Source organism: Vulcanococcus sp. CPBay_Sum15L08_68, assembly GCF_017855895.1.
In the GTDB taxonomy this organism is placed as follows: domain Bacteria; phylum Cyanobacteriota; class Cyanobacteriia; order PCC-6307; family Cyanobiaceae; genus Vulcanococcus.
This window is the reverse complement of record NZ_JAFMFX010000024.1, coordinates 1-26177: the sequence shown is the minus strand read 5'-3', so window position 1 is coordinate 26177 and position 26177 is coordinate 1. Positions and strand designations below refer to the sequence as shown.

Genomic DNA, 26177 nt, shown 5'->3' with positions numbered 1-26177 from the left:
GACCACGACCATTCCCACGAGCACGGTCACAGCCACGACCACAGCCACGATCACGGGCATACCCACACCCCCTATCCCCACGCCGAGCACCCCCTCGGCCCGAAGACGCTTTACAAACCGCGTCCCAAATCGGAAGAAAACCCCTCGGAATAACCCCGCTCATCCGTCTCGAATCCAGGCGCGTCCCACGAGACTGGCCCGCATAAGCCCTGCTTATCTTTTCCGGCTTTCCCCAGGGGTCTGAGCTTTTCCCCAGGGGGGATTGATCTTTTCCACAGCTTGCGCGACCTGCTTGCGCGCGGTAAGGGCATTCCTGGGGAATGCGCGCTTTTGTCCGCAGGTCGCTTGACAGGGGGATGCCCATGGCTAGGCGACGCCCTGAGCGGTCTGGGAATCAGTTCAAGACCCCAGTCAGCGACTGCTGTCTCAGCCTGTCTCTCCCACGGTGTCGTGGATGCAACACGCTTTGACGGGGGCCGTCGCTTTGTGGCTTGCTGGTTGGCGTCGCAGGAGTGAATTGTTGGAGCCCAGCCGCTTGAACCACCAGGGTGTTGAAGGCCTGCAAGAGCGAGAGGTTTCCGATCACCCCTTGTTTGGTGAGGACCCGGAGCGGGCGCATCTGAACCGCTGCCTGGAGCAGTCGGAGCCGGCGAGCGATCAGCCCCTGGGGGCGCCTCGCATCAGCCTTGAGGCCGAGGTGCCGGAGGCCCTCTTTGATGGGATGAAGTCCTTCTTGAGCAATCGACCCGATTGGGATCAGTACCGGGTGATCACCTCAGCCCTGGCTGGTTTCCTGTTCCAGAACGGCTGCAGCGATCAGTCCGTCACCCAGCACTACCTCAACGGTCTGTTCGTCAGCGCAGCTGACTCCTGAGTCCCGCCTCAGAGTTCCCCGCGCTTCATCGCGGCCGCAGCGTGGTCACAGGCCCTCCAGGTGAGGGCCATTTCTGTGAGGGTGGGGCTCTGCCAGCCGGCGCTGGGCCAGCAGCTGCCGTCGGTCACCAGCAGGTTGGGGGTGCGCCAGAGCTGGTTCCAGCGGTTGAGAACGCCCAGCTCCTCCCGTTCCGCCATGGGCGCTCCCCCGAGTTCATGGATGTAGTAGCCCGGTGGGGCAGCCCCCGGTGAGAGGGCCAGGCTGCCTTGAACAAGCGGCTCGATCAGGGGCATCACAAAGAGGTCGGCGAGCGGCTTGATCTGGCCGCCGGCCGACCGCACGACCGCCTCCATCCGCTGGCCCATGTGGTCGACCATGGCCTGCTCGTTCTCGCCCCAGCGGCAGTCGATATGGGCGATGGGAATCCCCCAGGCATCCCTGCGCTCGGGGTGCAGGCTGACCTGGTTGTGGCTCTGGCTGAGGACCTCGCCATGGCCGATCAGGAAGCCCACGGCACTGCCGCGCTCGCGCTGCAGCAGTTGGGGCGGATCAAAGCGTTGGATGCCGCACCAGAGGCCATAGCCCCGTTTGAAGTCCCGTGATTCCAGGGTGTTGGGAATGAAGCAGCTGCCCGCACCGGAGAGTTCGCTGCTCCCCGCGGCCGGTTGATCGGGGATCGAGAAGAAGCAGCTGCGGGAGATGTGGTCCATCAGCCCCTGCCCGAGCTTGCCGCTGACGTCCTCCAGGCCGCTCTGCTGCTGGGAGTGCAGCAGCAGCCTGAGGCTCTCAATCGTGCTGGCGCAGAGCACCACCAGGGGGGCCTTGGCGCAGAAGTGCTCGCCGCTCTGGCGATCAATCGCCTCGACGCCCTCGGCGCGGCCGCTGGCGCGGTCGATCAGCACGTGGCTGACCACGCTGTTGCTGCGCAGCTCCACCCGGCCGCTGGCCAGGGCAATGGCCAGGGCGCCGCCCTGGGAGCAGGAACGGGGCCAGGGGGTCTGGGCGCTCTTGCTGAGCTCGAAGCCGCGGGAGTGGATCAAGGGCAGCTCCAGATCCCGGCGAATCGAGCGGCCCAGGTGCTCCTCGGCGGGGGTCAGGGGCATTGGCTCCTGGAACTCCCCATCGGGCAGCTGCGGTAGGCCATCCCGCTGGCCCTTCACGGCCAGCAGCGTCTCGAGCTGGCTGTACCAGGGGGCCAGGTCGTCATGGGCGATCGGCCAGTCCTGGCCATGGCCATCCCGGCTTGCTCCCTTGAGCTCGTAGTCGGAGAGCCGCAGGGTGATGCCTCCCCAGGTGAGGCTTTTGCCACCCACTTGTCTCCCCCGGGTCCAGAGGAAGGGGCGATCGTCGGGGGTGGAGTAGGGGTTGCGCTGCTCATCGACGAACAGCTCCGGGTTGGCCTTCCAGTAGCCCGGGTGATTCGCGGCGATCCGCTGCCGGCCGCTGCTGATGTTGGCCAGGCGTTTGAGGCTGTTGAGGGGCTCGCTGCCAAAGGCCCGCTTGGCACTGAGCTCCGGGCCGGCCTCCAGCACCAGAACCCGCAGGCCCGCCTGGGCGAGGGCCATGGCTGCCACCCCACCGGTGGCCCCGGAGCCGACGACGATTGCGTCAGGGTTGCTAGCAGCCATCAGGGTTTCAGCCATCAAAAAAGCCCCGGCACTTCAGAGAAGGCCGGGGCTTTTGGAGTTGGTGGCGGGGGGCGGATTTGAACCACCGACCTTCGGGTTATGAGCCCGACGAGCTACCAGACTGCTCTACCCCGCGGCGACCCAGAAACCTTACAGCACAGCGGATCCCTCCGGCAATGGAGCCAGGATGGACTCAGCCCCTGACTGCCATGGCACTGCATCTGCTGCTGGACTCGGCCGACCCCAGCGCCTGGGAGCAGTGGCTGCCCACGGGGCTCTTTGGCGGGGTGACGACCAACCCGACGCTGCTGAAGCGCGCGGGCCAGCCCTGCACCCTGGAGAACCTCCGGGCCTTGAGCGAGCGGGCCCTGGCGATGGGTGTGCAGGAGTTGCATCTGCAGGCCTGGGGTGCGGACCTGGTGGGCTGCGGAGCTGCCCTGGCGGCGATCGCGCCCGATCGCATCTGGGTGAAGCTGCCCATCACCCGCCCTGGCCTGGAGGCCGCCCGGGAGCTGCAGCAGCAGGGCTGCCGGATCACCTTCACCGCCTGCTACGAACCCCAGCAGGTGCTGCTGGCGGCAGCCCTTGGGGTGGACTACATCGCCCCCTACCTCGGGCGCATCAGTGACCTGGGCCGCGATGGCCATGGGGAGCTGATCGCGATGCAGCGCTGCATCGATGCCTTGGGTTCGACCCTGCGTCTGCTGGTGGCCAGCCTGCGCAGCGCCTCAGATCTGCCGCGCCTGGCGGCCGAGGGCCTGAACACCTTCACCATCAGCCCAGCGATCGCCCAGGCGCTCTTCAGCGTTGAGGCCACCGAGGCCGCGGCGGCCCAGTTCGAGCGCGATGCGCTCTAGTTGCCGTTGTCGAAGCGCAGTTCGCCGCTGACCTCGAGCTTGACCGCGGTGTTGGGCACCAGGAACTGAGTGCTGAGTTCTTCGAGGGTCATCGGCGTGAGCCACTCGAGCTGCTCCATCAGGTGCAGGGCGACGGCCTGCTTGGCGCGGCGGGCTCCGTCCTCCACCTTGATCGCCAATCCCAACCCTTCGCCGACTCGGCTGAGGCATTGGATCCCCTCGGCGCCCCCCTTGCTCAGCACCTGGCCGTGGCTGCTGCGCATCACGGCGGTGTCAAAGCGACCCTCGCCGGCCACCAGGTCGGGGTGGGCGAGCATCGAGCGGCAGAGGCGCTCGAGTTCGGGGTTCTGTCCGGCTCCGAGATGGGCAAAGAGCAGTGCCATCTGAGCCAGCTGCAGTTGCAGGGTCGGTGCGCCGCAGTCATCGCGGGCCGTGATCAGTTCCGCGGCGGGTATCCCCAGCAGCTCGGAGACGCGCTTGAGGACCTGCTGCTGCAGCGGGTGCTCGATCTGGAGATAGGTCTCCAGCGGCCAGTGCATCTTGCGGCAGGTGGCGAGAAAGGCGGCGTGCTTGCCCGAGCAGTTGTGCTCCAGCGGGCTCTGCTTGCCGGCGGGGGTGGGGCACTGCAGCTGCTCGCTTTCGAGGTCGGCCTTCCAGAGGATCTTGAAGGCCTCGCGGGCCTGGCCCGCCTCCCCGGCGTGGGAGGCGCAGGCAATGGCGAGGGCGCGGTCGTCGTGTTGCCCCAGATCGGCCGCTCCACTGCTGACGAAGATCTGGGCCTGGAAGGGCTTGAGCGCGGAGCGGATGAAGCTCAGCTGCTGCGGATCACCAGCGCGCATCAGGATCCGGCCGCGTTGGTCACAGACCACGGCATGGACGCGGTGCAGCGATTCGCCGATCCCGTTGCGGGTGAGGCGCACCTCCAGGGGGGGCACCCCAGGACGGCTACCGAAGCTGCTGGAGAAGGTCATGTCAGAGAGCCTGACAGAGTCCCGTCGAGAGCAAGAGCAGTCCGCCGGTCGCGGCCAGGGCGAGTTGGATCTTGCGCAGGACTGGCTTGACTTCGTGGGTGGCCACCAGCAGATCCTGCTGTCTCCAGGCGAGTGGCTTTTCCCAGACCTGCCCGTCGTACCAACCGGATTCTTCGTACTCCACCTGGGTGGAGGTCAGGCGCCGCAGCACGGTTCTCCAGCCCAGCCACTGGCGCGTCAGCATCAGCAGCGGCACGACGCAGGCGCCGGCGGCTCCGGCGGCGGTGAGGGCTGCGGGGTCGTGGCGTAGGGCAAAGCTGCCGGTCGCCAGGTAGAGCGTCAGCGGCATCGCAATCAGCCAGCTCTGGATCAAGGGCTGGGCGATGTTCTGCTGGGCCCAGGCAAAAAACAGGGAGTCCTGCAGTTCCTTGTATTGCTCCAGCGGGCGCTGCTCTGGCGGGACCGGACAGGGCGTGCTGTTGCTGAGCCCCGGCGAAGGATCGCTAGCAGCCATTGCGTGTCCGGCTCAGGCCGGTGGAGCCTCGGCCGAGCCTACGAAGCTCTCCACCTCACCGTGGCCCCAGAAGGACTCCAGGTCGTAGTAGCTGCGCTCGTCCGGGGTGAGGCAGTGCACGATCACCTCGCCGTAATCCAGCAGCACCCAGCGCCCCTCGTTCTGCCCTTCCTTGCGCAGGGGCAGGCGGCCGGTGTGCTCCTCGAGCTTGTCCTCAACGGAGCGGCCCATGGCGCGCACCTGGACATCGGTGAAGCCACTGGCGATCACGAACCAGTCGGCGATCGAGGAGATCTCCTCCACCCGAATCAGAACGATGTCGGTGGCTTTGCGGTCGTCACAGGCATCGGCGGCCAGCAGCGCCAGGGCTTTGCTGTCGTCGAGGTCGAGCCGGGGTCGGTTGGGGTCGGGACTGGGCTTGGCGGCTTGGGCCTCAGCCATAAACGTTCTCGCTGCTCACGGAGTGTCGGGAGCCCTGTTGCTGGGCCATCTCAGCCCGGGCTTTCCCTGCACTCTTGCGCAGCGCCTCCAGGCGGTCCTCGTAGAAGCTGCGCTTTTTCTTCTTGCGGGTCTGCTCCACCAGCTCCTTGAGGGCCCCGCCGAGGCTCTTGTAGGCATTGGGCAGGGTGTAGCCGAAGCGGCAGGCCAGATCAATCGCCCGCTCATCGGCGGCGATGGCGTCCTGCAGACGCTTCTCGGAGTTGTTCTTGAGATAGAGGCGGTAGCCGGCAAAGCCGGATAGGCCCATGGCCATCAGCAGCAGCAGGCCGTCCTGAACCCAGAGTTCACCGATGGCGCCACCCAGGCCGATGGCCAGGGCCGCCATCTCCCAGCCGTCCCGGGGGACGGAGTCGTTCTGGATGCGGCCGACCTCATGCCAGAAGAGCAGGTTGCGGTGGTCGATCGCCAGGGCATCCCACTTCTGGAGATCCAGCTGAACCTCCACCTCATCGCGGCCGATCTCCTCGATGGTGATCAGCGGCGGGTCTGCTGAGGCCGCGGCTTCCACAAACACCCAGCTCTGCATCTCGGGAGGCAGCAGCCCCTTCAGGCGCTGGAGTTCGCTCATGAGGACGCTTCGGCCGTGTTGAAGACAACACTAGCCACGACGGGATCGTTGGCTGGGTCTGGCTTAACAGCAAGGGGTTTCAGCCACGTGAGAGGCTGGATGGGTTTGGCTGCCGGCCCCCTGCTATGCCCCGTCGCACGGATCTGCGTCGCATCCTGCTGCTGGGGTCAGGCCCGATTGTGATCGGGCAAGCCTGCGAATTTGATTACTCGGGAACCCAGGCGTGTAAAGCCTTGCGGGCCGAGGGTTTTGAGGTGGTGCTGGTGAACAGCAACCCCGCCTCGATCATGACCGATCCGGACATGGCGGATCGCACTTATATCGAACCTCTCACCCCTGATGTGGTGCGCCGGGTGATCGAGCTGGAGCGTCCGGACGCCCTGCTGCCGACCATGGGCGGACAGACCGCCCTGAACCTGGCGGTGGCCCTCTCCAAGGACGGCACCCTGGAGAAGTACGGGGTGGAGCTGATCGGCGCCAACCTCGAGGCGATTGAAAAGGCGGAAGACCGGGACCTCTTCAAAAGGGCCATGGGTCGCATTGGGGTGGGTGTCTGCCCCTCCGGCATCGCGACGACCCTGGAGGAGGCCGAGGCTGTCGGGGATCAGATCGGCAGCTATCCGCGGATCATTCGCCCGGCCTTCACCCTGGGGGGCAGCGGCGGCGGCATCGCTTACAACCCCGAGGAGTTCCGGGCGATCTGCCTGAGCGGCCTGGACGCCAGCCCGGTGAATCAGATCCTGATTGAGCAGTCCCTGCTCGGTTGGAAGGAATTCGAGCTGGAGGTGATGCGCGACACCGCCGACAACGTGGTGATCGTCTGCTCGATCGAGAACCTCGATCCGATGGGGGTGCACACCGGTGACTCGATCACCGTGGCCCCGGCCCAGACCCTGACGGACCGCGAGTACCAGCGCCTGCGGGATCAGTCGATCGCGATCATCCGCGAGATCGGTGTGGATACCGGCGGCAGCAACATTCAGTTCGCGATCAATCCCGCCAATGGCGACGTGATCGTGATCGAGATGAATCCGCGCGTCTCGCGGAGTTCGGCCCTGGCCTCGAAAGCCACGGGTTTCCCGATCGCCAAGATCGCTGCGCGTCTGGCCGTCGGATACACCCTCGACGAGATCATCAACGACATCACCGGCAAGACCCCGGCCTGCTTCGAGCCCACGATTGATTACGTGGTGACGAAGGTCCCCCGCTTCGCCTTCGAGAAGTTCCGCGGCAGCCCCGCCGTGCTGACCACCGCGATGAAGTCGGTGGGCGAGGCGATGGCCATCGGCCGCAATTTTGAGGAGTCCTTCCAAAAGGCCCTGCGTTCCCTGGAGACCGGACACGCCGGCTGGGGTTGCGATCGCCCGGACCCCAGCCCCGAGCGCTCGGACCTCGACCGGGAACTGCGCACCCCTGCACCCGATCGGATCTTTGCGGTTCGCACGGCGATGGTGAACGGCTACAGCGATGCCGACATCCATCGGATCTCCGCCATCGATCCTTGGTTCCTGGCGAAGCTGCGCCGGATCATCGAGAGCGAGCAGCGTCTGCTCAAGGGCCAGAACCTGACCGCCCTGGATGCCGCCGCCCTGCTGGAGCTCAAGCAGCTGGGCTTCTCCGATCGTCAGATCGCCTGGGCCACCGGCAGCAAGGAACTGGAGGTGCGCGCCCATCGCCAGAACCTGGGCGTCAATGCGGTGTTCAAAACCGTGGACACCTGTGCGGCGGAGTTCGCCTCCAGCACGCCCTATCACTACGCAACCTATGAGCGGCCGATGGAGCGTCTGCTCCCCGACGGCAGCCTGGAGTTGATCGCTCCGGAGTCCGAGGTTCAGCCGGAGTCCAGGCGCAAGGTGATGATCCTGGGCGGTGGCCCCAACCGGATCGGCCAGGGCATCGAGTTCGATTACTGCTGCGTCCACGCCTCCTTTGCGCTGCAGGAGGAGGGGTTCGCAACGGTGATGGTGAACTCCAACCCCGAGACGGTCTCCACCGACTACGACACCTCCGATCGCCTCTACTTCGAGCCCCTCACCTTTGAGGACGTGCTCAACGTGATCGAGGCCGAGAAGCCTGAGGGGGTGATTGTTCAGTTCGGCGGCCAGACCCCCCTCAAGCTGGCGATTCCCCTGCTGAACTGGCTGCAGTCCCCCGCCGGTCAGGCCACGGGTACCCGCATCTGGGGCACCTCGCCCGAATCGATCGACACGGCGGAAGACCGCGAGCAGTTCGAAGCGATCCTGCGTCGCCTGGACATCCGTCAGCCCCGCAATGGCCTGGCCCGCAGCGAAGCGGAGGCCCGTGTGGTGGCCGAGCGCGTTGGTTATCCCGTGGTGGTGCGCCCCAGTTACGTCCTGGGCGGCCGGGCGATGGAGGTGGTCTACGGCGAGGACGAGCTGAACCGCTATATGAACGAGGCGGTGAATGTCGAGCCGGATCACCCGGTGCTGATTGACCAGTACCTCGAGAACGCGACCGAGGTCGATGTCGATGCCCTCTGTGATGCCACCGGCAAGGTCGTCATCGGCGGCCTGATGGAGCACATCGAACCGGCCGGCGTGCACTCCGGTGACTCGGCCTGCGCGCTGCCCTCGGTCAGCCTGGAGCAGGAGGCCCTGGCCACGATTCGCCAGTGGTCTGAAGCCCTGGCCCTGGCCCTTCAGGTCAACGGCCTGATCAACCTGCAGTTCGCCATCAAGGACGGACTCGTCTACATCATCGAGGCCAACCCCCGGGCCTCCCGCACCGTGCCCTTCGTGGCCAAGGCCACCGGTGCGCCCCTGGCGAAGATCGCCAGCCGGATCATGTCGGGCAAGACCCTCGATCAGATCGGTCTGACCAGCGAGCCCAAGCCGCCCCTGCAGGCGGTCAAGGAGGCGGTTCTGCCCTTCAAGCGCTTCCCCGGCGCCGACTCGATCCTGGGTCCGGAGATGCGCAGCACCGGTGAGGTGATGGGCACGGCCACCAGCTTCGGCCTGGCCTACGCCAAGGCGGAGTTGGGTGCCAGTGAGGCCCTGCCCACCAGCGGCACGGTCTTCCTCTCCACCCATGACCGCGACAAGTCAGCCCTGCTGCCCGTCGCCCAGCGCCTTGATCAGATGGGCTTCCGTTTGGTGGCCACCGAAGGCACCGCCCGCGCGCTGGCGGAGGCCGGCCTCAAGGTTGAGACCGTCCTGAAGGTGCACGAGGGCCGCCCGAATATCGAGGATGCGATCCGCTCCGGTGAGATCCAGTTGGTGATCAACACCCCGGTCGGTCGTCAGGCCGCCCACGACGACAAGTACCTGCGCCGCGCGGCCATCGACTACGCCGTCACGACCGTCACCACCCTGGCCGGTGCCCGTGCCGCAGTTGAGGGCATCGCCGCCCTTCAGGCCCAGGAGATGCAGGTGCGCGCCCTGCAGGACATCCACGGGTAGGGACTCAGCTGCTCACCAAGGGCTGAATCTTGGCGATCTCCTCAGCGAGCTCCGCTCCGGCAATCTCTGTGTCGTAGGCGGCTTGAGCACGAAGCCAGTACCCGGGACTGAGGCCCAGGAAGCGGCAGAGTCGCAGGTCGGTATCCGCACTGATCGATCGCTGACCGGAGACGATTTCGCTGATCCTGGATGCCGGCACCTTGATGGCCTTCGACAGTCGGTACTGGCTGACCCCAAGCGGAACCAGAAACTCCTCAACGAGCAGTTCACCTGGGGTAATGGGGCTTAGGCGATGTGTGGCAGTCATCAGTGGTAATCAACGATCTCAACGGCTTCAGGGCCGGAATCTGACCAAACAAAGCAAAGGCGGAATTGGTCGTTGATCCGGATGCTGTGTTCTCCAGCTCGGTCGCCGCGCAGTGCTTCCAGTCGATTGCCGGGGGGAATGCGCAGATCCTCCAGGCGCGAGGCAATGTCCAGCTGGCGAAGCTTGCGCCGGGCCACCCGTTCGAAGGCCTGAAAGCGGGGGATCGCCCATCCCTGCGCTAGTCGCTCGGTGTCTGCGCATCGAAACGAGCGGATCACCAGTTCATCTTAGTTCTGTTTCGCAGAAGCATTGGTTCCTGCTCCCATGGCTTCCACGCTATGGGCTGCGTTGAGCTAAGTCGTCCGTGAAATCACCGATCGCTTCATCCCCCTACGCTGGTTCCTTGCTGAATGCGTATCCGTGACCGTCGCCCCTAGCTCTGCTCCGGTTAGCTCAGGCTCTGACTGCACGGCTGCCTTCCGGGCGGCCTATGAAAACCGCTACACCTGGGCCCCGGGCTTTGGTGGCTACAGCGGCCGCTGCATCTGGGAGCAGGAGGACCAGCGCGTCGAAGGCAGCTTCAAGGTGGGCGCTGACCTGAAGGCCCAGGTGGAGGGCATCGAGAACGAGGAGATCCATAAGGCGATCGCCTCCCAGCTCTGGGAGGTCTGCATCCACCGCGTGCGCCGCAGCTTCGAGCAGACCCACGGCGAGAACACCTTCACCGCCGGCGAGACCGATGCGGTTGGGACCGAGGTGATCGTCGGCGGTAAGAACGCCGGCGACCGCTACCGGATCAAGGACGACGTGGTGACGATGGTGCACCGCCACATCCACGGCACCGTGGTGACGATCTTCACCGAGAGCACCACCGACACCGGCAGCGGCTACCTCAGCCACAGCTACACCAGCCAGTACGCCGATCCCGCCAGCGGCGAGGCCCGCGGCGGCAAGAGCCGTTTCACCGACACCTTTGTTCCCCTGGCCGGTGAGGGTCCCTGGGTGCTGAGCGAGCGGGTGGTGGAAACCGAGGCCTTTGGTGACACCCCGGCCGGTCGTCAGGTCTTCCGTTTCGAAGCCCTCAACGCCAATAGCTGAACGCCAGCAGATGTGACACGATCCCGCCAGGTTTGACCGGCGGGATCGGATGCAGGATCTGCTCAATCAGATCAACTCAGTGGTGTGGGGGCCCTACACCCTCTGGTTGATCGGCCTGACGGGGCTCTACCTGATGGTGGGCCTCGGCTTCATGCCCCTCCGCCGGATCGGCTATGCCGTGCGGCAGACCTGGGCCTCGATTCGTCAGTCCGACGGCGAGGGTGATGTCACGGCCTTCCAGTCGTTGATGACAGCCCTGGCAGCGACGATCGGCACCGGAAACGTTGCCGGTGTCGCCGGTGCCATTGGCGTTGGTGGTCCGGGCGCGGTCTTCTGGATGTGGCTGATTGCCCTGGTGGGCATGGCCACCAAGTACGCCGAGTCGCTGCTGGCGGTGCATCACCGCGAGGTGGATGAGCTGGGCGAGCACGTTGGCGGTCCGATGTACGTGATCCGCAATGGCCTTGGCCGCGGCTGGGGTTGGCTGGCCGTTCTGTTTGCGCTCTTTGGCACCCTCGCCGGCTTTGGCATCGGCAATGGCGTTCAGGCCCATGAGCTGGCCAAGGCCTTGAACGTGAGTCTTGGGATCCCGCCTCTGGTGACCGGTGTGGTCTTTGCTGCGATCACCTTTGCTGTGATCATCGGCGGCATCGAACGGATTGGACGGGTGGCCTCGGCGGTCGTGCCGTTCATGGCCATCGTCTACGTCGGCGGCGCCCTGACGATTCTCTTGGCTCACCTGGGTGAGATTCCCGCGGCCCTGGCGCTGATCATCCAAGACGCCTTCTCGGCCCAGGCCGTGGCCGGTGGTGCCATCGGCGTGATGATCCAGAAGGGGATCGCCCGCGGCGTGTTCTCTAACGAAGCAGGCCTGGGGACCGCGCCGATCGCCCAGGCGGCGGCCAAGCCCGGTGATCCGGTGCTGCAGGGCTCCGTCGCGATGCTCGGCACCTTTATCGACACGATCATTGTTTGCACGATGACCGCCCTGGTGATCGTCATCAGCGGTGCCTGGCTGCCCATGGAAGGGGCAACGGCTCCCCAGGGCGTTGCCTTGACCATGGCCGCCTTTGACTGGGGTCTGCCCGGTGGTGCCTGGCTGGTGACCTTCGGCACGGTCTTCTTCACCGCCACGACCATCCTGGGCTGGGGCTACTACAGCGAGCGCTGCCTGGAGTTCCTGGTGGGTGTGAAGGGCATCAAGCCCTTCCGTCTGGTCTGGGTTGCCGTGGTGGTCTTGGGCTCAGTGGCCAGCTTTGATCTGATCTGGACCGTCGCCGACATCCTGAACGGCCTGATGGCGATCCCCAACCTGATCTCCCTGCTGCTGCTGAGCGGCACGGTCTTCCAGCTGACCCGTCAGTACAAGTTCGAGCGCTAGGCCTCGAGGTTGCAGTTCACCGCCAGCTCAAAGGGCACGCAGCTGTTGGGTTGCTCCAGCAGCTGGCTGGTGAGGGCGGCCAGGTCTTCGCTCTGGGTCATCTGCTCAGGGGGCAGGGCCTTCACCGCAGCGGCCATGTCGGTGTTGACCCAACTCGGGCAGACCGCCGTCACCCGGATCCCGCTCTCCCAGCCCTCATTGCGCATGGTCTGGCAGAGCCCCATCAAGGCGAACTTGCTGGTGCTGTAGGCCGCCAGGCGGCCCTTGGTGCGTTTGCCGCTCATGGAGACCAGCACGACGACGCGCCCGGAGCCATGGGCTTGGAGCTGCGGCCAGGCGGCCCGGGTCAGCCACCAGGGCCCCATCACGTTGACGTCGAACAGCCGCTGGATCTCCTGCTCCTGGCCGCTCTCAAACACCAGCGGCACCCGCGAGAAGATCCCAGCGCAGTGGATCACGCTGTCGAGCGCTCCGAAGTGCTCCAGCGTCGCCTGCACCCAGGCCTCGGCGCTCGTGGGTTCGGCCGCCTCATAGGGATGCAGCAGCACGCGCTCGGCGCCGGCCTGCTCGGGGTCGAGGGGGCTGCCCTTGAGGTCGCCTGGGTTGCGCAGGCCCAGGCTCAGGCGATGGCCATCGCTCAGGAGCCGCTCGGCCATGGCCCGGCCGATGCCGCGGCTGGCGCCGCTGATCAAGAGTGTGCGCATGGCCTTAGTTGGGCAGCGTGACGAACTCCTCTGAGATCGTCGGATGCAGCGCCATGGTGCGATCGAAATCCGCCTTGGTCGCTCCCATGCCGATGGCGATGGCCGCCATCTGAATGATCTCGGCCGCGTGCTCGCCCACCATGTGGCAGCCCAGCACCTTGCCGCTGCCGGCCTCGAGCACCAGCTTGAGCAGCACCTTGGGATCACGGGCCGGTAGGGCCTGGCTCATGGGACGGAAGCGGGCCCGATGGACCTTGATGCCGTCCTTGCCGTAGCGCTCGACCGCGGCCTCTTCGCTGAGGCCAACGCTCGAGAGCTCCGGCTGGGAGAAGACCGCCGCCGCCACCAGGTCGTGGTCCACCTGGCGCGGCTTGTTCCCCCAGATGCTGTCGGCCAGGGCCCGGCCCTCATCAATGGCGACCGGGGTGAGGTTGACCCGGTCGGTGACGTCTCCCACGGCGTAGATGTGGGGCACGTTGGTGCGCTGATCCGCGTCGACTGGAATGCGATGGCCTTCCATCGCCACCCCAGCGGCTTCGAGGTTGAGGCCCGCCAGGAAGGGGCGGCGGCCCGTGGCCAGCAGCACGCCGTTGCAGGCGATGCGCTCGCCGCTTTGGGTGACCACCGTCAGCGCCCCCGGTTCGCCTTCGATGGCGGCGGGGCTGTGGGCGAGGCGCACCGTGATGCCCTCGGCCTCCATCGCCTCCAGCACGGCCTGGCCGCACTCCCGATCGAAGCCCCGCAGCAGGTGATCGCCGCGCACCAGTTGGGTCACCTGGACCCCCAGGCCATTGAGGATGCAGGCGAACTCACAGGCGATGAAGCCGGCGCCGACCACGACCACCTGCTTGGGGAACTGCTCGAGTTCAAACAGGTCGTCCGAGATCCAGCCCAGCTCGGCGCCCGGGATCTCGGGCCGATGGGGGCGTCCGCCAACGGCGATCAGGATTCGCTCGGCGCTCAGCCGCCGGGTCTCCTTCCCGCTGCTGTCCTGGACGCTGACGCTGCGGTCGTCGGCGAGACGGCCCCAGCCGCGCACCAGCTCAACGCCAGCCTTCTCCAGGAAGCCAATGTGCAGTTGGTTGAGGCGATCCACCTCGGCGCGCACCTTGCTGAGCAGGACGCTGCTGTCATGGCTCACCTCGCCCAGGCTCCAGCCGTAGCTGGCGGCATCGCTGAGTTGGTGGCGAACGGCGGATCCGTAGACCATCAGCTTTTTGGGAACGCAGCCGCGGATCACGCAGGTGCCGCCGACCCGATCCCCTTCAACGATGGCCACGCGGGCGCCATAGGAGGCGGCGCGCTTGGCGGCGGCCAGTCCGCCGGATCCGGCCCCGATCACGATCAGATCGAAGTGGTCGCTCATGCCCTCGCCCTTGCTTGCCCCAAGTGTTGCCTAGAGGCACCCGCGCTGCCGCTTTGATTCCCTAAAACAGAAGGCCGTCCCGCCCTCCCGTTGATGTTCAGCTCCCCGGGCCCGCAAGCATTGAGCTGGGAGGACCTTGCTGAGCTGCTGCCCCTGCAGAGCGAAGAGCAACTGCTGCAGCTGCGTCAGGAGGGTCCCACCAACGCCCAGGCGCGGCTGCGGCTGTTTGGCCGGCCGGAATCGGAGGTGCGCGTCACCCTCTATCGCGATCACCACGCCTGGTGTCCCTATTGCCAGAAGGTTTGGCTCTGGCTGGAGGAGAAGCGGATCCCCTACCGGATCCGCAAGGTGACGATGTTCTGCTACGGCGAGAAGGAGCGCTGGTACAAGCAGGTTGTCCCCTCGGGAATGCTGCCGGCCCTGGAGCTCGACGGGCGTCTCTACACCGAGAGCGATGTGATCCTTCAGGCCCTGGAGGATGCCTTTGGGCCGCTGGAGGCTGGCCTGAGTGATCCCGATGTCTTCCCCCTGCGGCAGTTGGAGCGCCGCCTGTTTCGCGCCTGGTGCCAATGGCTCTGCTACTGCGAGGGCCAAGGGGCGCACAGCGCTCCGGCTGAACAGCACTTCGCCCGGATCGCGACCCTGGTGGAGGAGGCCCTGGAGGCCACCCCTGGTCCGTTTTTCCTCGAGCGCTTCAGCAGTGCCGATGTGATCTTCATCCCCTACCTCGAGCGGATGAACGCCTCCCTCGCCTACTACAAGGGCTACGGGATTCGCCAGCAGCACCCGGCCATCGACCGCTGGTTCACGGCGCTGGAGCAGCGCCGCACCTACCTGGGTACCCAGAGCGATTTCCACACCCATGCCCATGACCTGCCGCCGCAGATGGGTTGCTGCTTGGCCAGCGGCACGGCCGAGCAACGCCGCGTCGCTGAGCTGATCGACCAGGGTCCCTGGCCCGTGGAGGATCCGGCCGTGATCGAGACCCGCCAGCCGGCGCCCGAGGGGGCCGCCCTTGAGGCCGTGGCCCGGGTGCTGCGCCACCGCGAGCGCTTGCTGGCGATCAATCCCGCCCCCTCAGCGGCTTTTGATCAGGCACTGCGCGCGGCCCTGACCCTGCTGTTGAAGCCGGCCAACGGCGCGATCACTCCACCCGCCGGCACGGCCGCGGGTCTGCGTTACCTGCGCGATCGGATCTCGGTGCCGCGGGACATGTCCCTGCATGCCGGCCGCCTGCTGCGCGCCGCCCTGGAGACCACCGCCGCCCTCGATGGCAACGCCCAAGCGGAAGCGCTGCCGGTGCAGCACCGCCGCGATCAGAACCCCGTTCCCTTTCTCGTTGAGGCCTAGGCGGAATTAGCGGCCGCTGATCTGGGCCTTCTTGGCCATCAGGTACTGCACCAGTTCCTGCTGCAGGGTGACCAGTTCGCGGGTGCAGCCGCGGAAGGCCGCCCGGTGGCGGATCTCTTCGTGGCGGGTGTTGAGGTCCCGCAGCATCAGTTCGATGGCATCGAGTTCAGCCCGGTTCATCGAGGTGCGCTGCAGTGCTTTGAAGATATCAACTGCTCTCAAAAACGCTGGCTAGCGTTCAACCATCCACACCAATGCAGCTATGGCCGCCTGGAGAGCGTCATCGGCCGCCGCCTGCACGGCGCTTGGTTTGTTGCTTGGTGCAGCGGCCGACGGCATCCGGCCTGAGCCCGCGGCGGCCCTGGAGCTGCGGGGCCAGACCTATTTCACCAATCCACCCTGGAAGGTGGATTTCACCAACTACTACTGGTACGTCAACCAGGCCCAGGGGGAGTACTACTTCACCGTCACCCTGGCGGAGAACGCCGGGGCCGGACTGGGGGGCTTGGTGATCACCCAGATCCGCGGGGTCGATCGCAACTTCTCCTTGGCGCCCCAGCGTGCCCATGCCTTCATCGGTCGCCCCCGGCGGGAGGGTGCTGCCGTGCCAGTGGAGGCCACCTTTGATCAGGCCACGCGCACGCTGCGGGCGGTCTTCCCGGAGCCGCCGCAACCCGGTCAGGAGGTGACCCTGGCCCTGCGCCCGCCGCTGAATCCCACCTGGGCTGACACCTATGTCTTTGCGGTGCAGGCCCTGCCCGCGGGCCCCGACCCGGTGCCGGCACCGCTGGGGGTCGCGCGGCTGGAGATCATGAGCCGTTTCTGGTGAGGCGGCCCTTGAGGCTGGCGGCGGCGAAGACCGCGGCCATCGCCAGATAACCCTGGGCCCAGGCTGCGCCCACGCCCCAGCCCAATTGCAGGGTGGTGTCGCTGGCGCTGAATTGCCAGGCGTGGATCACGCCAAACCAGGAGCAGGCGGCGGCCACCAGGGCCGCCAGGCAGGCGGCCTTGAAGCGCTGCTCGATCGCGTAGACGACCATCGCCGCTAGGAGCATGGCGGTGATGATCTGGCCCTGCTCCAGGGCAAAGGCACCCGCAGCCCAGACATCGGCCTGTTGCAGCCCCTCCAGCAAGCCAGGGCCAAAGGGGGTCTCGGCACTGCCGGCTCCACCGGCGCGGAGCCCCGCCTTGATCAGCAGGGCCCCCCATCCCGCCAGGCCCGGCATCAGTCCCAGGGCGACCGCTGGCGCATGGGCGCGGGGTGTGGCCTCAAAGGCCTGGGCCGTGATCACCAGGCCGATGTAGAGCACGATCGCCATCCCGGCTTCGATCGGCACGATCTGGCCCACCACGCCAAACAGCCCCAACAGGCAGGCCGCGCCCATCAGCAGGCCGTTCAGCCAGGAGTAGCCAATGCGGGCCCCCATCCCCTTCCAGCCGGGATGACCGATGTAGATCGTGGTGGGAAAGCAGGAGCCCAGGCCAGCGGCGACCACCGTCCCCAGGCCATTGATCAACAGTGAGCTGCGCACGGGGTAGCGATCGCCGGCGGCCTCCGCGCTCTCGATGTTCTGCAGCGAACCGAGCACGTTGAACAGCCCCATCGGAACGATCACCCCGAGCCAGGGCAGCAGTTGCCCGCGGGCATCCCAGAGGCTCCCGAGCTGCAGCTGGGGCGAGCGCCAACCGATTTGGGCGGCCTCCTGGGCCCAGCGCTCCGGGTTGGCGTCAATCAGTCCACTGCTCCAGGCCAGGGCGCTGCCCACCAGCACCGCCAGCAGGCCGCCCGGAATCGGGAAGCGGACCTTGCCGTAGTAAGTCGCCAGGATCACCGCCAGCACCGCCAGACCCACCAGCGGTTGGGCATAGGTGCGCAGCAAAAAGCCCAGGGCGATGTAGCCCAGGGCAATCCCCGCCAGGGTGGAGAGCAGGGCGGCCCGGGGCAGCCAACGCCGCAGCCAGCCTGCGCAGAAGGCGCCGCAGGCCTCGATCAAGCCCGAGCCCAGGCAGGCCACCAGGCCCGCCTGCCAGGAGAGGCGGACGGCGCTGGCCTCATCCAGCCCCTGGCCCAGGGCGGTGAGTTTCACCGGCAGCATCACCAGAAAGATGTAGGCGAAGAGGCTGACGGTGTTGATGCCGTAGGGCAGGGCCGTCCGGTCGCTGCGTCCCTCCCGTTGCGCCAGCCGGTAGGCCTGCAGGGCGTAGGCACCATTGCCGATCAACAGGCTGATGCCGGTGGCGGGAAGGATGGTTCCAAAGACCAGGGCATCGGGGTAGCCCAGCACCCCGCGGCAGAGCCCCAGGATCAGCAGGATCTGGATCAGGTTGTCCAGGCTCAGGCCGAGAAACCCATCGAGATCTCCGCTAACGAACCAGCGGGGCCCCGACTTGCTTGGCTCAGGCGAGATCATGGCGGCAGTGGCATCCCCTCAAGCATGCAAGCCAGCTGGAACGGAACCGTCATCGCCGAGAGCGACGACATCGTCGTGGTGGAGGGCAATCCTTATTTCCCCCGGGCGGCTTTGAAGCAGGAGTTCTTCCGCGACAGCAGCCACACCAGTAGCTGCGGTTGGAAGGGCACCTGCCGCTACTGGGATGTGGTGGTCAACGGTGAGGTCAATGCCAACTGCGCCTGGAGCTACGAGACCCCCAAGCCCGCCGCCGCAGAAATCAGCGAACGGGTGGCGTTCTGGAAGGGGGTGAAGGTCGCCTGAAGCTCGGCACAAATGCCGATTGACGGGTGATCAGGCGCCGCTTGGATGACGGGGTTGCGCATTGACCCTGGTCATGGCGAGCTCCAAAGATGCCGCGAGCTTGGTGTTGCTTGGCCTCTACGGCTTTATTGCCCTGAGATTGCTATTGACCTGGTTGCAGCGGCGCCGCCAGCGGCGCTGGCGCGGCGCTCCCCATTGCTTGTTGGCCCCGACAACCGTCGCCGCTCGAGGCCGTTCACGCTGAGCGTTATGCAGGTTTTGCATGGTGCGCAGGATTCCGTGATATTCGCCCTCACGGGATCGCAAGTTCTCGTAATTTCTGACCGCAGTTTTTACTTCGCCTCGGTTGGTGCGCTCTGTTCAACAGCGAGCGATGGATCCAGCCGACGTGGCAGTGATGGGCGCATTGGCCTTGTATGTCGCTGAGCATTACGCCAGCGATCTGCGGATGCCGGACCTGGCGTCCCATGTTCACGTCAGTGTTCGCACCCTGCAGAACCTCTTCCATAGCCATTGCGGTGAACCACCGCTCAAGGCCCTGAGACGTTTTCGTCTGCATCAGCTGAACAGCCTCGTCCTGGACCGGCCCTGGACTCCTCTGCGTGAGCTCTACCGCCTTTGTGGTTTGACGGGCTCGGTGGCTGATCGCGATTTCTTCCTCGAGATTTATGGCCTCACCATCCGTGAGCACCAAGAGGGAGCACGGCTGAAGTCCACCCCGGTCCCCTCGCCCTCCGCCCTGACGGAATTCCCGAAGGGCGAACTGCGGCACATGCTCAAGGCCGCGGCCTAGGGAAGCAGCGAGGAGTGGTGGTGCTCGATGCTCCAGGCTCCATCCTGGTAGGCGTAGACAAAGGTGTAACGGGCCCGAACCCAGCCCTGACCGTCCAGTTCAAAGCTGTAGTTGCCGGCGTCGATGGCCACGTTGCAGTCGCTTTGGATCACCCGCTCATCAATGCGGCCGGTGGGGTGTTTGCTCAGGAAGCCCTTGAAATAGTCCTCGATTCCCGCCGTCGTGGTGCGTGCCTGGTTCGAGAGGGTGGGCAGCAGCAGCGCATCCGGGCGGTAGAGGGCGCTGACCTGGGCGGGATCCCCAGTGGCCAGGGCCGCATTCCAGCGGTCAAATAGAGCGGCTACTTGGGGATCCGTGAGGGTGTGGCAGCTGGTTGAATCCGCAGCCCAGGCACTGTTCACGCCGACACAAAAAACGGCCAAGAGTGACAGCAGCAGTTGAAAAACCCGGTTTAGGTTCGGTCCATGGCCCTGCGTTTGCCTCCGTTTCATCCCTTGCCACCCCCGAAGGGCGGAAAGAACGCGCTGCTCGAGGTTCCGATTCAGGATCTGCATCCGACTCAGCTCTGCGTGGGCATGGCGGAGATCGTCAGCCGCCAAAGGGATTTTGCTGAGGATGACCCCAAAGAGCAGCGTCAGTACTTAAAGCGCAAACCCACGCCGCTGGTGCGCTCAGCCGCCGGTGAGCTCTGGATGGTGGATCGTCACCATCGCCTGCGCGCCCTGCTTGAGCTGGATCCCCAGGCCACGGCCTTCGGCTATGTGGCGCTGGAGGTGGACAGCGCCGATCCCGCGGTGGTCCTGGCTGAATTGCAGCGCCGGGGATGGCTCTACCTCTATGACGGTCGCGGCCTGGGGCCCCAGCATCCGTCGGTCTTACCCCCCACGCTGCTGGGAACCCAGGACGATCCCTACCGCAGCCTGGTCTGGAAGTTGAAGCGCGAGAAGGTGATCACCTCGGCGCCTTTGATTCCCTTCCATGAGTTCCGCTGGGGGGCCTGGTTGCGCAGTCGCCAACTGCCGCCCTTCAGCTCAGCAAAGCTGGAGCCGGCCCTGCCCGCGGCCCGGGCTTTGGCTCGCTCCCAGGCGGCCTCACGGCTGGCCGGTTGGATTGGGCCGTCCTGACTAGCTTTCGGGTAGAGCAAAGGACTGCAGCCGATGTTTCGTCATCTTCTGGTGCCAACCGATGGCTCGGAGCTGTCCCAGTTGGCGGTGGATCAGGCGGTGCAGATGGCCAGTGAGATCGACGCCAAGATCACCTTTTTCCATGTGCAACCGAGCTACTACGGTCGCCCCGATGTAGCCCTCTATGGGGAGGGTTTGGTCCTGGATCCGCTGATGACCGAGCAGTTCAGCAAGGCCAATGCGGACTACGCCGAATCGGTACTGGGGGCGGCCAAGGCCAAGGCCAGTGCCAAGGGGGTGGAGGCGGATGGGGCGACCTCGGTGAATGCCGTGATTTATGAGGCGATCCTTGAGGCCGCCAGCGATCACCAGTGCGATCTGATCTTCATGGCCTCCCATGGCCGCCGCGGCTTGGCGGGCCTGGTGCTCGGCAGTGAAACCCAACGGGTGCTGACCCACGCGGAGTTGCCGGTCTTGGTCTATCCCGGCCGCGGGCAGGACTAGCCCCCGCCCTGGACGCTGGTGGCCTGTTGGATCAGTTGCCCCGCCGTGGCCCCGTAGACCTGCTTGGCTTCCGCGGCGCTGCGACCCACGCAGGTCATCCCCAGCTTTCCGTACTCCGAGAGACAGCCCAGCAGGTGAAAGACGCTGCCCCGTAGACGTGCCGGGTCGTAGTGCAGATCGGCTTCGGCGACGATGTCGATCAGGTCCGCCGGCAGCAGCCCCCGCAGGTTGGGATGCGTGAGGTTGTCGGTGGCCATGTAGTGCAGGGCCTGACCGGTGGGGGAGAGAAACTCACCCGTTCCCGGATCGAGCTTGCCGGTGGTGATGGCCCGTAGGGCCATGTAGGGGTGGGTGGTGCCGCCTTGCCTGAGGTTCACCTCGATCGCCTGTAGATCCCATTGCCCATCGATCAGGCGGGCAATGAAGTCGACGGCGTAGCGCTCCAGGGCCCCTTCGGCTCCCAGGGCCTCGCCAATGGCCTGGCCATGGCGCATCAGTGTGAGGCGATAGGCCTTGTCCGCTGGGAAGCGGCAGCCGTGATAGGTCTGGCCATTGCTGCCCCCAAGGATCTGTTCGTGGGTGGAGAGCACTTCAACGCGCCCCCCGGGGTGAATGGTTCCTTGCACGCTGGGGGAGCTGAGTTGATCGCCCCCCTCCAGCCAGGCCTCCACCAGGGCGCCCTGCTCCGCCAGCAGGGTGAGCCAGCCTTGGGCGGGCATCGGCAGGCGCTCCAGTTCTTGCCGCAGCCGCTGGCGCCGGGCAGCGGCAGAGAGCTCCTGCAGTTGCATCGGGGCGAGATCCAGGGCGGCATTGCCCTCACCGCTGATCCCCTCGTTGAGCTTGACCACGCAGCGCCTGAGCTCAGGGTGCGCTTCCCAGAGCGTGGCGGTGACTTCGGCCAGGTCCTCGAGGTTGTGGACCAGATCACTCCCAGGTGGGTGCGGCACCCCGCAACGGGCAAAGAGCTCACGGCTGCCGGCCTTGCTGCCCCAGTGGCCCAGGGCGGGGTCGGTGCCGAGTAGCGGGATCTGCAGCGCTTCGGAGAGACGTTTCTCGAGCTCGGTCACGACGAAGCAACTGATGAAGCTGCGTCCCGGGCGCAGTTGCTCCTGGATGCGGGCCAGCAGGGCGGGCCGCTCCAGCAACTTTTCGGTCAGCGGACGGTTGGAGGCGTCATCGGTGTCAAAGAGCTGGAGACGCCGCCGGGCATGGGAGGTGGGGACACCGGGCAGAAGCTCGAGGACCGCATCGACCACCAGCTCCGGCAGCAACTTGCTGGTGACATAGATCGCCCTGACCCCGGGATCCCGAAGCCGAATCAGCGAAAACAGCTGCCGCTCCTCGTAATGGTGCGCACCGGTGACCAGGGCCATCAGCGCCCTGTCCATGCTCAGGGAGGGCACCACCAGCACGTCGAACTGGCCGCCCTTGCCGCTGTGCTCACAGCCCCAGCCCGGCTGCAGTTGGGCCTGGAGTTCCCGAAAGGAGAGGGCCATAGGGCGAGGCGCTTGTCTCCATGTTTGCCAGATTCTTCCGTTTTGCCCGGCGGCTCGCTAAGTCAGTAGGAGGTGCACCTCCTAGGACCGTTGCGTGCGAGCGACCCCAACGCGGCTGGATGGGAGGACCTCTCGCTCTGGCAACCGCTGCTTGATCGGCGGGATCCGATCAGCCGAATCGAGGAACAGAACAGCACCCGCTTGCCCTGGTTGATCGCCGAGCGGCATCGGCGCATGGCCGAGAGTCCCTTCGCCTGGTTCCGAGGGACGGCGGCCCAGATGGCGGCCGATCTGGCGCCCTTGCCCCGTAGTCCCCATGGGGTGCAGCTGTGTGGTGATGCCCACCTGCTGAACTTCGGTTTTTATGCCTCGCCGGAGCGCAGCCTGGTCTTTGACATCAATGACTTTGATGAGACCGCACCCGGACCGTTTGAGTGGGATGTCAAACGCCTCCTGGTCAGCGCCGTCTTGGTGGCACGCCAGTGGCAACTGGATCGCGAGGAGCAGTTCCGCCTCGCCCGCAAGGTGGCCGCGGCCTATCGCAAGGCGATGGCGGAGTACGCCAACCTCCCCACCCTGAAGCTCTGGAACTGTCTGCTCCATGTTGAGCGGTTCGTGGAGGAGCTGCCGGCCACGGCCTTCCGCTCCCACCTTGAGGTGGCGGTGGCCCAAGCCCTGCGGCGCTCGGGACGCCAGGCCATTCAGAAGCACTGTGAGTTCCTGCCGGATGGAACCGCTCAGATTCGCCATCAGCCGCCCTTGGTCTGGCGCCATGCCCTGTTGGATCCCACCGCCCTGTGGGCCTCAGAGCCGGATCTGGATCCTGCGTCCATCCCCAGCCACAGCGAAGCGATCGCCTTCCTGCTGGCGGGGTATCGCGAGAGCTTGCCACCCCACCGCCGCTACCAATTGCAGGACTTTGCCTTGGTCGACACCGCCCTCAAAGCCGTTGGCGTGGGTTCGGTTGGCACCCGCTGTGCCATTGGCCTGATGAAGGGGCCCCATCCGGAGGACTGGTTGTTGCTGCAAAGCAAGCAGGCCCTGCCGTCCTGCATCGACCAGCAACTGGGGAATGAGGCGGGGCATCAGGGACAGCGGGTTGTCGAAGGCCAGCGTTTGATCCAGTGCGTCTGCGATCCCTTCTTGGGCTGGACCTCAACGCCCAAAGGCATTCCGATGTACTGGCGGCAGCTGCGGGACTGGAAGGCCTCGGTCTCCCTCGCCTCGATGAAGCCCCCCTCCCTGAAGGCCTACGCCAAGCTCTGCGCCATGGTCTTGGCACGGGCCCACGCCCGCAGTGGTCAGCGTCAAACCCTCCATGGCGCCCTCGGGGATGACAAGGGCTTTGATCGGGCGATGGCCAACTTTGCCCTGGGCTACAGCGATCAGGTGGAAGAGGACCATCGGGCGCTGCTGCAGGCCATGGCCTCCGGCCGGCTTACAAGCTCAGACTGATCTGGACGCTGGTGGTCAGGATTCCCGGTGTGGGGATGTCTCGGCCACTGGGGTTGAAGATCCACTGCAGGGTGGGCTGCAGATTCAGATTGGGGTTGAGCTGCAGGCGATAGCCCAGCTCCAGAACGCCCTCGTAGGGCTGGTTGGGGTAGCCCGGTGGGGCCGCGGCGCTCAGACCAGCGTGCCCGCCACCGAGGATCAGCAGGTCCTGGGGGCGCTTGGGGAAGACCCCTTGGATCACCAGGCCGCCGCCGAGGAAGCTTGGTGCCTGGTTGAGATCAAACTCCGGCGAGTAGGCCCCGCCGATCCAGACCCGGTCATCGAGGCCCAGGGGTAGACCGCTTTTCCAGGTCGCACTGCCGAACAGTCCTTCGCCTTGGTAGTCCGTGGTGAAGCCGCCGATGGAGAACAGCTCACCGGGTAGGACGCTGCCTGCGGGCTGGCTGCGCTTGGGGCTGTAGTTCAGCTGCAGGATGTGGGCGTCTCCGACCTTGGTGGGCGTGATGTTGACCGGCGCGCCGAAGGCTTGGATGATCGGGATGGCGGTCGTGAGATCAAACCAGCCGTAGTAGACGTCAACATCCTTGTGGGGATGGATGTCGAGCCTTGCGGCCAGGCTTGAAAAGGGTGAGATCGGTAGGTTGCCGGCAAAGATGTTGTAGGTGTTGTTCAACGCCGAGTGCACGTAGTTGTTGAGGATCGGCGCACTCAGCAGCGTTCCATCGAAATCACCATTGATCGGAATCACACCAGCGCGGACACCGATCCAACCTTCTCCGGCGCTGCGCTCCAAGGACAGTTCCGTCGGATAGAAACCAGCGGGGTAGGACAGGGTTTGCGGGGCTAGGAATGCGCCAATGCGACTGCCATAGCTCAGATCGCCCGCGAAGTGATTGACGTTGGCGTTGATGTGCCAGTGATCCGTCTCACTCCAGTCCTGGACCGCACGGCTCAGACCTGTCCCCAGTTGGAGATCAAGGGATGTGTCCTGGATCCAGGCCGAGCTTTGAGCAGCCCCTCCCAGGGGGTTCGCCATGGGCTCGGCGGTGTAGCTGATCGAGAACAACAACCAGTCGGGCAGCTTCAGCGCCTCTTGCAGGCTGAAGGCCTGTTGGGGTTGTTCGCTCGGGCGTGTTGTGCTGTCTTCGCTTGCCCAGCCGTTGCCGCCAAGCAGCAGGCTGAGCAGGAGCGTTAGCGATCCAGTGGCAAGGCCCCGCAGGATCACCGTGGCTCACGCAGAGGTCGTCCCATCTTGGCGGGGACTGGCAATAAAAAGCCCCCGGCCGTTTGGCCAGGGGCAGAGGTCATGGGGAGGGGTTTAATCAGCCCTTGGAGCGGCCACGCCCCTTGGCTTTGGGTTTGTCTTCACTTGGGGCTTCGGCAGCAGGAGTCGGCGCGGGGGCGGGTGCCGAGGAGATGTCGCTGTCGCCACTGACGACGACGCTGACGACGCGGCCGCCCTGGCGCAGGACCCGTTGCAGGGCCTCGTTCATCCGGCTGTAGGGCACGCGGGTGGTGTAGGCGCCGTGGCGGATAAAGCGGTTGTTGGCGATGCCCGTCGCGGTGATCGTGACCACCCGGCTGCCTTCGGCGGCGCCGGTATTCGGTGCTGAGACCAGCAACTCGTTGCTGCGGAAGCCGTAGGCGGGGCTGCCGTCGATGCGGCGGGCGCTGGGCAGATCACCGCTGGGCAGATCGCTGCCGCTGGACATCGAGGCCTTGAAGGGACCATCGGTGCTGATGTGGGCGTAGCGGGCCACGCTGACCGCAGCGCCAGCACCGGGCACCGGAATGGCGCGGTTTTGGTGCAGGGCTTGGCCCAGCTTGAACTGACTGCCGTTGCGGTCGCCCTTGACCGAGGCGGCGGCGCCCCGGGCCAGTTGCATCAGATAGGAAAACTGACGCCCTTCGTGGCCAACCGAATAGCCCCAACCATGCATGTGGGGAACGCGGTCGTTGCCGAAGTTGCGGCTGTATTCGTCGCTATCGATGTAGGAGTCGATCTCCGCGTCGTAGCCCTGCTCCTGCAGGATCGTGAAGTGGTGCAGCATCTCCTCTTTGTTGTGAGGAGCGCGGCCCAGCAGATGTTTGTGGTTGAGCTCGATGAAGCGGTAGGGGTTGCAGCTCTCAAAGAAGCGAGCGCGGTATTGGGCACTCTTGGCCACCAAGCGCACGAACTCGCGCACGTTCAGGTAGCCGTTGCGGAAGAGCGACTCGGTCCCTTCGAGTCGATCGCTCTTCATCACATGCTGACCGCCCAGAACCTGCTGGTAGACGGCACGAATGATGGTGCTCTTATCGCTATCGGAGGCCTGCTGCCTGTGTTCTTTGTTCTGACCGTTTGCAAACCTCTCGATACCCAGAGCGGGCGCCATGACAAGAGACATGTGGATCGGGCGGACTATGGAAGAAGCGCGTGATTCACGCAGCCGCTTGGAAATTAGGCGGATTCTTTTGAGCCGTCGTTGAAAGATTGCGAGCTCTTTACGCTGCTGACGCGCGCCATTGCGCCTGCTTCAGGCGCCAATTCAGGGTTTCCCCGGCGTGAAAGGG

At 65.6% G+C, this 26177-nt stretch carries 28 protein-coding genes and 1 tRNA gene; 13 read left to right on the top strand and 16 right to left on the bottom strand.

The features are described from left to right. The first annotated feature begins 520 nt into the window (after positions 1-520). The gene (locus QZ189_RS05890) at positions 521-874 is read left to right on the top strand and encodes a DUF2811 domain-containing protein (protein WP_363155435.1); all 354 of its coding nucleotides are present in this window, start codon (positions 521-523) and stop codon (positions 872-874) included. An 8-nt stretch (positions 875-882) separates the two neighbouring features. On the opposite strand, the gene QZ189_RS05885 is transcribed toward QZ189_RS05890, so the two are convergent. Both QZ189_RS05885 and QZ189_RS05880 read right to left on the bottom strand, forming a co-directional pair. Continuing rightward, a complete protein-coding gene (locus QZ189_RS05885) occupies positions 883-2502 on the bottom strand; it encodes a GMC family oxidoreductase (protein WP_296421288.1) in 1620 nt (539 codons plus the stop codon). 59 nt (positions 2503-2561) lie between these two features. Further along, positions 2562-2638: transfer RNA gene (locus QZ189_RS05880), tRNA-Met, on the bottom strand. A gap of 73 nt (positions 2639-2711) precedes the next feature. Between QZ189_RS05880 and QZ189_RS05875 the strand changes: the two genes are divergently transcribed. Then, the gene (locus QZ189_RS05875; protein WP_029626377.1) at positions 2712-3359 is read left to right on the top strand and encodes a transaldolase family protein; all 648 of its coding nucleotides are present in this window, start codon (positions 2712-2714) and stop codon (positions 3357-3359) included. Here QZ189_RS05875 and QZ189_RS05870 read toward each other — a convergent pair. Genes QZ189_RS05870 through QZ189_RS05855 form a run of 4 tightly spaced genes read right to left on the bottom strand, consistent with a single transcriptional unit; the run spans position 3356 to position 5913 of the window. After that, entirely contained in the window at positions 3356-4330 is a 975-nt protein-coding gene (locus QZ189_RS05870) for an asparaginase (RefSeq protein WP_296421286.1), read from the bottom strand. The two genes, QZ189_RS05875 and QZ189_RS05870, sit on opposite strands and share 4 nt — an antisense overlap. A gap of 1 nt (position 4331) precedes the next feature. Beyond that, complete coding sequence (locus QZ189_RS05865; protein WP_247478925.1) at positions 4332-4844, bottom strand: CGLD27 family protein; 513 nt, start codon at positions 4842-4844, stop codon at positions 4332-4334. A 12-nt stretch (positions 4845-4856) separates the two neighbouring features. Continuing rightward, positions 4857-5285 carry a ribosome silencing factor gene (gene rsfS / locus QZ189_RS05860; protein ID WP_247478923.1) on the bottom strand — a complete coding sequence of 143 codons (429 nt, stop codon included), beginning with the start codon at positions 5283-5285 and terminating at the stop codon, positions 4857-4859. Beyond that, complete coding sequence (locus tag QZ189_RS05855) at positions 5278-5913, bottom strand: DUF3318 domain-containing protein (RefSeq protein ID WP_010317727.1); 636 nt, start codon at positions 5911-5913, stop codon at positions 5278-5280. The genes rsfS and QZ189_RS05855 overlap by 8 nt, the downstream gene beginning before the upstream one ends. Before the next feature lie 125 nt (positions 5914-6038). On the opposite strand from QZ189_RS05855, the gene carB reads away from it, so the two are divergent. Next, on the top strand, positions 6039-9332 hold the full coding sequence (gene carB / locus QZ189_RS05850; protein WP_296421284.1) for a carbamoyl-phosphate synthase large subunit: 3294 nt from the start codon (positions 6039-6041) through the stop codon (positions 9330-9332). Between the two features lie 4 nt (positions 9333-9336). Here the strand turns inward: carB and QZ189_RS05845 are convergent, their stop codons facing one another. Further along, the gene (locus tag QZ189_RS05845) at positions 9337-9639 is read right to left on the bottom strand and encodes a HigA family addiction module antitoxin (RefSeq protein ID WP_010317730.1); all 303 of its coding nucleotides are present in this window, start codon (positions 9637-9639) and stop codon (positions 9337-9339) included. Beyond that, on the bottom strand, positions 9639-9917 hold the full coding sequence (locus QZ189_RS05840) for a type II toxin-antitoxin system RelE/ParE family toxin (protein WP_296415248.1): 279 nt from the start codon (positions 9915-9917) through the stop codon (positions 9639-9641). The genes QZ189_RS05845 and QZ189_RS05840 overlap by 1 nt, the downstream gene beginning before the upstream one ends. Positions 9918-10059: 142 nt before the next feature. Between QZ189_RS05840 and QZ189_RS05835 the strand changes: the two genes are divergently transcribed. Together QZ189_RS05835 and QZ189_RS05830 are read left to right on the top strand one after the other, a co-directional pair. Continuing rightward, positions 10060-10737: a DUF3386 domain-containing protein gene (locus QZ189_RS05835; RefSeq protein WP_247478921.1), complete on the top strand. Its 678-nt coding sequence runs from the start codon at positions 10060-10062 to the stop codon at positions 10735-10737. A gap of 49 nt (positions 10738-10786) precedes the next feature. After that, positions 10787-12118: a sodium:alanine symporter family protein gene (locus tag QZ189_RS05830; RefSeq protein ID WP_247478920.1), complete on the top strand. Its 1332-nt coding sequence runs from the start codon at positions 10787-10789 to the stop codon at positions 12116-12118. On the opposite strand, the gene QZ189_RS05825 is transcribed toward QZ189_RS05830, so the two are convergent. Both QZ189_RS05825 and gorA read right to left on the bottom strand, forming a co-directional pair. Beyond that, the gene (locus QZ189_RS05825; RefSeq protein WP_296421280.1) at positions 12115-12822 is read right to left on the bottom strand and encodes an SDR family NAD(P)-dependent oxidoreductase; all 708 of its coding nucleotides are present in this window, start codon (positions 12820-12822) and stop codon (positions 12115-12117) included. The two genes, QZ189_RS05830 and QZ189_RS05825, sit on opposite strands and share 4 nt — an antisense overlap. Before the next feature lie 4 nt (positions 12823-12826). Further along, positions 12827-14188: a glutathione-disulfide reductase gene (gorA, locus tag QZ189_RS05820; RefSeq protein ID WP_296417884.1), complete on the bottom strand. Its 1362-nt coding sequence runs from the start codon at positions 14186-14188 to the stop codon at positions 12827-12829. A gap of 93 nt (positions 14189-14281) precedes the next feature. Here gorA and QZ189_RS05815 point away from each other — a divergent pair, with 93 nt between their 5' ends. Beyond that, positions 14282-15538: a glutathione S-transferase family protein gene (locus tag QZ189_RS05815; protein ID WP_029626378.1), complete on the top strand. Its 1257-nt coding sequence runs from the start codon at positions 14282-14284 to the stop codon at positions 15536-15538. Between the two features lie 6 nt (positions 15539-15544). Here the strand turns inward: QZ189_RS05815 and QZ189_RS05810 are convergent, their stop codons facing one another. Further along, the gene (locus tag QZ189_RS05810) at positions 15545-15718 is read right to left on the bottom strand and encodes a hypothetical protein (RefSeq protein WP_010317739.1); all 174 of its coding nucleotides are present in this window, start codon (positions 15716-15718) and stop codon (positions 15545-15547) included. A gap of 82 nt (positions 15719-15800) precedes the next feature. On the opposite strand from QZ189_RS05810, the gene QZ189_RS05805 reads away from it, so the two are divergent. Beyond that, on the top strand, positions 15801-16367 hold the full coding sequence (locus QZ189_RS05805) for a DUF2808 domain-containing protein (RefSeq protein WP_010317740.1): 567 nt from the start codon (positions 15801-15803) through the stop codon (positions 16365-16367). Here the strand turns inward: QZ189_RS05805 and QZ189_RS05800 are convergent. Next, positions 16348-17949: an NCS2 family permease gene (locus QZ189_RS05800; protein ID WP_296421278.1), complete on the bottom strand. Its 1602-nt coding sequence runs from the start codon at positions 17947-17949 to the stop codon at positions 16348-16350. The genes QZ189_RS05805 and QZ189_RS05800 overlap by 20 nt on opposite strands. A 24-nt stretch (positions 17950-17973) precedes the next feature. Between QZ189_RS05800 and QZ189_RS05795 the strand changes: the two genes are divergently transcribed. The 3 genes from QZ189_RS05795 to QZ189_RS05785 all read left to right on the top strand — a co-directional run bounded on the left by QZ189_RS05795 (position 17974) and on the right by QZ189_RS05785 (position 19045). Continuing rightward, a complete protein-coding gene (locus tag QZ189_RS05795) occupies positions 17974-18252 on the top strand; it encodes a DUF427 domain-containing protein (RefSeq protein WP_296417888.1) in 279 nt (92 codons plus the stop codon). Positions 18253-18325: 73 nt separating this feature from the next. Further along, a complete protein-coding gene (locus tag QZ189_RS05790) occupies positions 18326-18496 on the top strand; it encodes a hypothetical protein (RefSeq protein ID WP_156797969.1) in 171 nt (56 codons plus the stop codon). A gap of 129 nt (positions 18497-18625) precedes the next feature. After that, the gene (locus QZ189_RS05785; RefSeq protein WP_296421276.1) at positions 18626-19045 is read left to right on the top strand and encodes a helix-turn-helix domain-containing protein; all 420 of its coding nucleotides are present in this window, start codon (positions 18626-18628) and stop codon (positions 19043-19045) included. Here the strand turns inward: QZ189_RS05785 and QZ189_RS05780 are convergent. Beyond that, a complete protein-coding gene (locus QZ189_RS05780) occupies positions 19042-19446 on the bottom strand; it encodes an SgcJ/EcaC family oxidoreductase (protein ID WP_296421274.1) in 405 nt (134 codons plus the stop codon). The genes QZ189_RS05785 and QZ189_RS05780 overlap by 4 nt on opposite strands. Before the next feature lie 63 nt (positions 19447-19509). On the opposite strand from QZ189_RS05780, the gene QZ189_RS05775 reads away from it, so the two are divergent. Together QZ189_RS05775 and QZ189_RS05770 are read left to right on the top strand one after the other, a co-directional pair. After that, entirely contained in the window at positions 19510-20169 is a 660-nt protein-coding gene (locus tag QZ189_RS05775) for a ParB-like protein (protein ID WP_010317746.1), read from the top strand. Positions 20170-20202: 33 nt separating this feature from the next. Next, entirely contained in the window at positions 20203-20673 is a 471-nt protein-coding gene (locus QZ189_RS05770) for a universal stress protein (RefSeq protein WP_010317747.1), read from the top strand. On the opposite strand, the gene QZ189_RS05765 is transcribed toward QZ189_RS05770, so the two are convergent. Then, the gene (locus QZ189_RS05765; protein ID WP_296421272.1) at positions 20670-22169 is read right to left on the bottom strand and encodes a peptide ligase PGM1-related protein; all 1500 of its coding nucleotides are present in this window, start codon (positions 22167-22169) and stop codon (positions 20670-20672) included. The genes QZ189_RS05770 and QZ189_RS05765 overlap by 4 nt on opposite strands. A 90-nt stretch (positions 22170-22259) precedes the next feature. Between QZ189_RS05765 and QZ189_RS05760 the strand changes: the two genes are divergently transcribed. Next, complete coding sequence (locus tag QZ189_RS05760; protein ID WP_296421270.1) at positions 22260-23624, top strand: DUF2252 domain-containing protein; 1365 nt, start codon at positions 22260-22262, stop codon at positions 23622-23624. On the opposite strand, the gene QZ189_RS05755 is transcribed toward QZ189_RS05760, so the two are convergent. Continuing rightward, complete coding sequence (locus tag QZ189_RS05755; protein WP_296421267.1) at positions 23608-24849, bottom strand: carbohydrate porin; 1242 nt, start codon at positions 24847-24849, stop codon at positions 23608-23610. The genes QZ189_RS05760 and QZ189_RS05755 overlap by 17 nt on opposite strands. Positions 24850-24946: 97 nt before the next feature. After that, positions 24947-25999, bottom strand: a complete 1053-nt coding sequence (locus QZ189_RS05750) for a phycobilisome rod-core linker polypeptide (RefSeq protein ID WP_363155425.1) — start codon at positions 25997-25999, stop codon at positions 24947-24949. Positions 26000-26177: the final 178 nt, after the last annotated feature.